This window comes from Microcoleus sp. MON1_C5 (genome assembly GCF_036701875.1).
GTDB lineage: Bacteria > Cyanobacteriota > Cyanobacteriia > Cyanobacteriales > Microcoleaceae > Microcoleus.
This window is the reverse complement of sequence record NZ_JAUBRN010000128.1, coordinates 1-5,366: the sequence shown is the minus strand read 5'-3', so window position 1 is coordinate 5,366 and position 5,366 is coordinate 1. Positions and strand designations below refer to the sequence as shown.

The following is a 5,366-nucleotide window of genomic DNA, read 5'->3' as shown; positions in this document are numbered from 1 at the left end:
GTCCCGCCTCGAAATCTACCCCAGAAGAAGTAAGTGTTAATTTTTTGTGGGGAGTTATGAAAATTTCACAAGCCAGTCCCTGCCTCTAAGGCGGGCAACTGGTGACCGCAGCGGGGAAGCTCTCACCCTCTACAGCATGACTGCTGTCAAACGCGATCGACACAATCTTACCGAAGCCCTCAACGACATTGAATCCTCTCTCAAAATCATCGAAAACCTCAGCAGTAATATAGCCAGCCCAGACCTCCGTCGCTCATACTTTGCCACAGTGCAGGAGTATTACAAGTTCTATATCGACCTGTTAATGCAACTGCACCAAGCTAATCCTAACTCCGGTTATGATGTCAAAGCATCAGAAGCCAAGAAACGTGTTAGTAACCCCTAAAAAGCAACGCATAACAAAAAACAAGATAGCACTGCAAAGAAACGGGCAACTCCCACAGCAAAATCAGCAATTAAGAATCGAGCAAATACTACACAGTACGGGTTATGTCATATTTAAAGATTTTTAGAAGCCCCATCCAAGACTCGGACGGGGCAACTGGGATTAGAGATTAGTGGGTACTCCCCTGACCAGATAAAATTCCACCGGCACTCCTGACTGAGCAACTGCTGCTAATCGGTAATAGCCATCAATGATTTTGTAATTCTCAGAGAATATCAGTACCGAGCCAGCTTTCCACTCCCCGTCCTGCATTGAAAGCGCGTAATCGTCAATCACAGCCTGATCAATCTCCCGTTCCTGTTCCAGTCCAAAACAGAGGTATCCTTTGGCCATTTCAGGAGTAATGGTGACAGGAATCAATTCGCTTCTGTGGCCATCCGGGCTAGCAGAGCGGATAAGGGCTTCGAGGTCGTCGTTGCTGTTGTTCATGGGCTTAGTCCTTTTAATTATCACTCTTCTCAAGAAGTTTAAAAAACCCCATCCAGAAAAAGCGGATGGGGTGTGATCTGGTCTAGGCGACTTTCAATATTTTGATTTGTGCGAGTATCACGGATTGATTCTCAGCTTCCAGCACGATCGCCGGTATGTTTTCCCCCGCCCTTGGGTTTAGCTTCCGTGCCAGAACCGCCGCATGGAATTGAAAGTGGCCGCTAACAACTTTGTAGTTATCGCCGTCCCGTGGCAGCACCAGGGGAGAGCAAAAACCGCCGATTGCCAAACTGAGCTCCCCAGCAATTTCTAATTCGTTCGGGTCAAAGTTGCAGGCAGGCACGTCGGACGTGATGCGCTTTACCGGGACGATCGAGAGCATCAATTTCTTGGCTAGCTGCACCCGTCCCCGACCGTTGTCGCCACGGTTGGGGGGTTCTTCGTCGTTTGTCCCAATCGCGATCGTACCCATGACGAACCGTTCAGGCGGCAATTAGACTCGATGCCGACAGAGAATCAGCAGGACTACGATCAGCTTTTAGAATCGAGTTCTACAACGATCGACAATCAGCGCAAGGTGGTAGCACTATTGCAATCCCGCCTTAGAGAAGAGCGTGAAGAAGGGGAGAAGCTTGAAGCGCAACTGGCAGAACTGAAACAAAATCCAGCACTAGCGATCGAACTACCAGAGCCAGCAGACTTGCTCAACCAGTTGAAAGCGCGGCGTAAAAAGTCGAGAACTGACTTGGGGGACGTTGCGAAAATTTTAGAAATTTTGGGAGGCGAGGATAGATGAATTAAGATAGTTTACACAATGGAGGCGGGATAGCCCTCCTCCGGCTAATTTTAAAACGAAAAAGCACCGATTTGTTTACGCAAAAAATAGTAAATTAAGTAAAAAAAAAATGGATACTAAATTTTCTTTGTGGCTTTGTTATGTCCACTTATTGGTTTGGAATTCAGATATAAATTCTTATCATTGGGATTTTGTCTATTGCTCACTACCCGCACAAACCTATCAGGACTTAGTTAGTTTCCAGAATGAAAATTTAAAAATAATTGCTATTTTTAATTTTCATCCTATGAATTATTGTGCTATTGCAGAGATTGATCAACCTGAACACATTAAAGCCTCAATAAAAGTTTTAATAGTTGGAGATAATTGGTTGAATTTTTCCGTAATGGTTCGACGGTTTATTAGAAAATTTAATTTGGTTGCATATAATGGATTTGATATAAAAACCACAATGGAAATCGCAGTTAATAAGCAAGTGGATATCATTATTGTTAATACAGCTTATTCGGATATATACCATGATAAGCAATTGAATGGGGTAGAGATTGCCACAATGCTTAAAATTAACCCGGAAACCGCACAAATTCCCGTTATTTTAAAACTGGGTGGTCAAATCATGGTGGGTGACCGGGAAAGATACTTCGCACAAAGTGGTGCGAATGATGCCATTCGACTACAGCCTGAGAGTGAGAGTTGGGAACTCCTTGTCCAAAAAATAAAAGACAACCTGTCTACGAACGATTCTAACCAAAATACGGCAATTAATTTAAAAAATCAAGTTAGCTCTTACCAACCATTTAAAAAACAAAAAGAATTAATATTAGATTTGATAGAGTTAAAAGTATTACAATCTATCATAATAACGGCTCGCTGTCTTTATTTAAGTTTTGAGTTTTTAGAACGATTGAATCCATTTAGAAAAAATACAAATAATTAACAAATATCTCATAATTTACAATTACAATTAAAGTAGTAATTTGGGGTTGAATTTATGGCGTTTGCTGGAGTAGTCCGATCGCCCGAGCGCCCAAAAAAAAGCCCCCGACCGAAATGTCAGGGGAGCTTTTTTACACGATGGGTAATTAGCAATTGGTAATTGGCAATGAGTCTTTGCCCCAATTACCAACACTATAAACGGCTTCAGGAGTTTTGGCGATTGGCTTTCGCGTACCGCAGTTTTAGAACACGATCCACTTTTTCTTTTGCGGCTGTGTAGGCAAGACCGGCATCGGCTCTGCCTACATAACCATAAAAGCAAGTGGGGCAAAAGATTACCCATTCATCGTTACAGCGAGTTTGACAGAGAAAGTCTCTGTAGAAAAACATAGTTTCGATAGCACCCATGATTTTTGTTATTGGTCATTAGTAGATGAGTAAGCGCCACACCATTAAATCATCGCTAATAACGTAGCGCCCGGTTATGGCCAAGCGTAGCACTCAGTTGTAGCTACCTTATGAAGTTAAAAGCACAAAGGCGATATTTGTTCATAAGGCAGCCACTGAATTTGTTGCGAGGGCTAGTGCTGACCAAATTTCTGTCGAAGTCGAGAAAATGTGATCGTCCCAAAACAAAGAGCCCCCAACGTGATGCCGAGGGCTTTTTTATGAAGGGTAATGGATAATTGGTAATTGGCAATAGGTTGCCCATTAGTCGCAGTATAGCGGCTGGGAGCTTGGGCGATCGGTTGGGTTGGTGGGTAGCTCAATCCTTCCCATAGGGTTTTAGTTCCTTGTCTAGTTCGGCAGCATAGGCAACGGCATCAGACTTAAAGAAAAACAGTCTTTCTAAGCACGGCTCCCCAGAATATTTAGAGTGTCCGAGGGTGTCGAATTTGTTGTCGTTGGATAGCTTGCTGTCGTCTAAACATTATTCAAGCCAGCGAAAAGCACGCCGTAACTCAGCAGTACCGTTATTCTCATACCAACGACCGTGGGATAGGATAACTTTTTCAGGGTTCCACTGAAGTATTCGCTGTAAGCAGCTACGTGCCTGTTCCTTTTTCCCGAGAAATGTCATTCGCAAATCCAATGGGAGTTTTCCATCCGGATCAGCAACACCCCCTAATTTAAGTAGCCAATGCAACTGCTGACTCACTTTATTTAGTTCAAAGTTTTCTATGAGATCGGCAAGGATGAGAGTGGCGCTCTTGCGGTGGAAAAAGACGACTTCTTCCATAAATCGACCGCCACGAAAGATTAATTGGTCTAGGTCTGCTACCCACTCATGTGGTGGTTCATCTTCCAAGTCAGCATCAAAATCCACTGCAATTTTCTGCTGCGCGGCACGATCGCGAACACCTGGAGATGCCCATGCTATAGCTTCTGGATAGGCGCTAGTCCAAGCACCGATATGGGCGTAATGAATTTTGTTGGGCGAAATGAGGTGGCGCAGTGAACCGAGGGAGTCAATTTGAGCTTTCAGTTCTGGAGTCAATTCTGTTGGTGAATGGCACCATAGGTCACCCGTGCTCAGTCGCACAATCGTCATTCGGGTTGGGAAGGGCACTTTTGCTCCATACATTGCCATCTGCACGATGGAACCATCTACGATCCAAATATCTTCGTCAACCTGTTTCAGAAGGTTGATTGCTTCATAAAGTGCGATTGCGTCGTTGCTCATAGCTATGAAAGGAAGGTAAAGGCTTACTGCTCTAGCGTGGCGTATAAAAGTAGGCTAGCAGTGCCCATCACCTGCCGCAAGTAACGTCTGCATCAAATCGATTATTTGTTGGTAGGCAGTGTGCCTGGGCGTTGTTAGCTTGTATCTTCCTTGCTAAAGCACTCGCAATTTTATAATTGAAAGATGCAAAAGCTGACGATCGCCCGACCTGACGACTCGCCTCTGCATCTACTTTACTTGTGCTCTCGCTCTCGCTTTTGTTTTTGTACCCGAGCCACCCAGACATCAATCCGTGCTTTTGACGCAGCTATGGCCCAGGCGCGATCAGCAGCCTCCCCAACTACCCGAAAGTAATATTTTGAGCACATTACCTCTCACGCCGCGCCGATTGACACTCGCGCATCAAGAGCATCGAGTGCTGATCGCTTTCTCCCTCAAGGCAGAAGCTCTAACCCCTGGATTTGTTAAAATCGTTGGTCATGTGGAGCAGGTGCATCTACGAAAACCGGCTCAAAGGAGAATTGACAGACAATGTGGCTAAAATACGGCGTTGCTCTCAGTGGTGAACTGACGGGCATTGATGAAGTTGTGCGCGGAAAAACTAACCTCGCTTGTCTCTACTGTGGCGGCTCCCTCACCGCAAAAAAGGGATCAGTGAAAGAACACCACTTCGCGCACACCGGGGACACTTGCAAGCCAGTTTCGCAGCGGATTAAAACCAAAGCGTTTCCCTCGCTTCCCCTCTACGAGCATTTCAACATCGAACTCAAGGGTGAGGAATTGGAACAGTTGAAGGTGCTGTGGAAAGAGTACGGGGCTCAAAAGCGATCGATTCCCAAAGACTTGGTAAACTTTCGGTGGCAGTTGAAGGGATTGGTGGAGTCGGAGGGCGATCGCTCTTATGAGTTTACCGACTTGGGTAAAATCCCAGTGGGTGGGCTTCCCCTGGCGTTGTTCAACTCATATCAATTCCGGTTGCACCGGAATGATATACTGAAAGAGCTGACGGGGTGACAACCCAGTCAAAAGCATTGCCAGTAGCGGATTGAGACAACTTAAGGTAAAAAAAGATGGGG

The 5,366-nt window shown here is 45.2% G+C and carries 7 protein-coding genes; 4 read left to right on the top strand and 3 right to left on the bottom strand.

Going from position 1 to position 5,366, the window contains the following annotated elements; genetic code table 11:
* Window positions 1-46 precede the first annotated feature (46 nt).
* Window positions 47-385, top strand: a complete 339-nt coding sequence (locus QUA71_RS28815; RefSeq protein WP_333290386.1) for a tetratricopeptide repeat protein — start codon at window positions 47-49, stop codon at window positions 383-385.
* Window positions 386-547: 162 nt separating this feature from the next.
* Here the strand turns inward: QUA71_RS28815 and QUA71_RS28810 are convergent, their stop codons facing one another.
* Both QUA71_RS28810 and QUA71_RS28805 read right to left on the bottom strand, forming a co-directional pair.
* Window positions 548-874, bottom strand: a complete 327-nt coding sequence (locus QUA71_RS28810) for a hypothetical protein (protein WP_333290384.1) — start codon at window positions 872-874, stop codon at window positions 548-550.
* Window positions 875-956: 82 nt separating this feature from the next.
* Complete coding sequence (locus QUA71_RS28805) at window positions 957-1,367, bottom strand: hypothetical protein (protein ID WP_333290382.1); 411 nt, start codon at window positions 1,365-1,367, stop codon at window positions 957-959.
* Window positions 1,368-1,376: 9 nt separating this feature from the next.
* Between QUA71_RS28805 and QUA71_RS28800 the strand changes: the two genes are divergently transcribed.
* Both QUA71_RS28800 and QUA71_RS28795 read left to right on the top strand, forming a co-directional pair.
* On the top strand, window positions 1,377-1,670 hold the full coding sequence (locus QUA71_RS28800) for a hypothetical protein (protein ID WP_333290380.1): 294 nt from the start codon (window positions 1,377-1,379) through the stop codon (window positions 1,668-1,670).
* Between the two features lie 109 nt (window positions 1,671-1,779).
* Window positions 1,780-2,607: a hypothetical protein gene (locus tag QUA71_RS28795; protein ID WP_333290378.1), complete on the top strand. Its 828-nt coding sequence runs from the start codon at window positions 1,780-1,782 to the stop codon at window positions 2,605-2,607.
* Window positions 2,608-3,537: 930 nt separating this feature from the next.
* Here the strand turns inward: QUA71_RS28795 and QUA71_RS28790 are convergent.
* A complete protein-coding gene (locus QUA71_RS28790; RefSeq protein WP_333290376.1) occupies window positions 3,538-4,290 on the bottom strand; it encodes a DUF4336 domain-containing protein in 753 nt (250 codons plus the stop codon).
* Window positions 4,291-4,821: 531 nt separating this feature from the next.
* Between QUA71_RS28790 and QUA71_RS28785 the strand changes: the two genes are divergently transcribed.
* The gene (locus QUA71_RS28785; protein WP_333290375.1) at window positions 4,822-5,304 is read left to right on the top strand and encodes a hypothetical protein; all 483 of its coding nucleotides are present in this window, start codon (window positions 4,822-4,824) and stop codon (window positions 5,302-5,304) included.
* Window positions 5,305-5,366: the final 62 nt, after the last annotated feature.

What these genes read in the sequence shown, in the direction of transcription:
- QUA71_RS28810 (WP_333290384.1), bottom strand. Translation starts at nt 874, where the DNA reads ATGAACAACAGCAACGACGACCTCGAAGCCCTTATCCGCTCTGCTAGC.
- QUA71_RS28800 (WP_333290380.1), top strand. Translation starts at nt 1,377, where the DNA reads ATGCCGACAGAGAATCAGCAGGACTACGATCAGCTTTTAGAATCGAGT.
- QUA71_RS28795 (WP_333290378.1), top strand. Translation starts at nt 1,780, where the DNA reads ATGGATACTAAATTTTCTTTGTGGCTTTGTTATGTCCACTTATTGGTT.
- QUA71_RS28790 (WP_333290376.1), bottom strand. Translation starts at nt 4,290, where the DNA reads ATGAGCAACGACGCAATCGCACTTTATGAAGCAATCAACCTTCTGAAA.
- QUA71_RS28785 (WP_333290375.1), top strand. Translation starts at nt 4,822, where the DNA reads ATGTGGCTAAAATACGGCGTTGCTCTCAGTGGTGAACTGACGGGCATT.